The 2025-nt window shown below is 50.2% G+C and carries 1 rRNA gene; it reads right to left on the reverse strand.

Annotated elements, in window-relative coordinates:
• Window positions 1-2025, reverse strand: a 23S ribosomal RNA gene (locus J2Z42_RS14285); the annotation flags it as partial.

A 2025-nucleotide genomic window follows, 5' to 3' on the forward strand; every position in this document is an offset into this window, starting at 1 on the left:
CCTCCCACGAGGTACCACCGGATCACTAAGCCCGACTTTCGTCCCTGCTCCACCTGTATGTGTCGCAGTCAGGCTCCCTTATGCCTTTGCACTCTCCGAAGGATTTCCGACCCTTCTGAGGGAACCTTTGGGCGCCTCCGTTACTCTTTTGGAGGCGACCGCCCCAGTCAAACTGCCTGCCTAACAATGTCCCGTGGCCAGTTTCATGGCCGCCGGTTAGAATTCCAGTACTGTCAGGGTGGTATCCCAAGGGTGACTCCACTCAGGCTGGCGCCCAAGTATCCATGTCTCCCACCTATCCTGTACAGACAATACCGAAACTCAATGCTAAACTACAGTAAAGCTCTACGGGGTCTTTCCGTCCAATCGCGGGTAGCAAGCATCTTCACTTGCACTACAATTTCGCCAGATTTGTTGTCGAGACAGTGCTCAAATCATTACGCCATTCGTGCGGGTCGGAACTTACCCGACAAGGAATTTCGCTACCTTAGGACCGTTATAGTTACGGCCGCCGTTTACTGGGGCTTAAGTTCATACCTTCGCTTGCGCTAAGTATTCCCCTTAACCTTCCAGCACCGGGCAGGCGTCAGCCCCTATACTTCAGCTTACGCTTTAGCAGAGACCTGTGTTTTTGATAAACAGTTGCTTGAGCCTATTCTCTGCGGCCCCTTTCGGGGCACCCCTTATCCCTAAGTTACGGGGTTAATTTGCCTAGTTCCTTAACAACAATTCTTCCGAAGGCCTTAGGATTCTCTCCTCACCTACCTGTGTCGGTTTGCGGTACGGGCACAAATTTACTCCATAGAGACTTTTCTTGGCAGTGTGAAATCGGATACTTCTCCAAAATTGGATCCCCGTAACACCCCGGCATTGACCCGGCGGATTTGCCGGCCAGGCCTGCTTCAGTGCTTAGACACACATCCAGTAGTGTGCACATCCTATCCTGCTGCGTCATCCCATCTGTCAAACATAAATTTGCGGTATCGGAATATCAACCGATTGTCCATCGCCTACGCCTCTCGGCCTCGGCTTAGGTCCCGACTAACCCTGAGCGGACGAACCTTCCTCAGGAAACCTTAGGTATTCGGCCAATAAGATTCTCACTTATTTTTCGCTACTTATGCCAGCATACTCACTCCTGTACAGTCCACTGCTCCTTACGGTACAGCTTCAATCCATACAGGAAGCTCCTCTACCACTCTTTCGAGTCCATAGCTTCGGTGGTAAGTTTTAGCCCCGGACATTTTCGGCGCAGGACCTCTCGACTAGTGAGCTATTACGCACTCTTTAAATGAGTGGCTGCTTCTGAGCCAACATCCTAGTTGTCTTAGAAATCCCACATCCTTTTCCACTTAACTTACACTTTGGGACCTTAGCTGATGATCTGGGCTGTTTCCCTTTTGACCACGGATCTTATCATTCGTAGTCTGACTGCTGAGATTCAAGTATATGGCATTCGGAGTTTGATAAGGTTCAGTAACTGTTGTCAGCCCCTAGCCTATTCAGTGCTCTACCTCCACTACTCATACTCAACGCTAGCCCTAAAGCTATTTCGAGGAGAACCAGCTATCTCCGAGTTCGATTGGAATTTCTCCGCTATCCACAGCTCATCCCATGGTTTTTCAACACCAACGTGGTTCGGTCCTCCACGGAATTTTACTTCCGCTTCAACCTGGCCATGGATAGGTCACCCGGTTTCGGGTCTACAGCATGCAACTGGTCGCCCTGTTAAGACTCGGTTTCCCTTCGGCTCCGTACTATAGGTACTTAACCTTGCTGCATACCGTAACTCGCTGGCTCGTTCTACAAAAAGCACATCGTCGCACGTAAAAGTGCTTCGATCGGTTGTGGACACACGGTTTCAGGTTCTATTTCACTCCCCTTCCGGGGTTCTTTTCACCTTTCCCTCACGGTACTTCTTCACTATCGGTCACCAGGTAGTATTTAGCCTTAGGAGGTGGTCCTCCCTTATTCCCACAAGGTTTCTCGTGTCTCGTGGTACTCTGGAACGGATTATGGCTTTTT

The sequence above is a fragment of the Clostridium algifaecis genome (genome assembly GCF_017874415.1).
Lineage (GTDB): Bacteria > Bacillota > Clostridia > Clostridiales > Clostridiaceae > Clostridium_B > Clostridium_B algifaecis.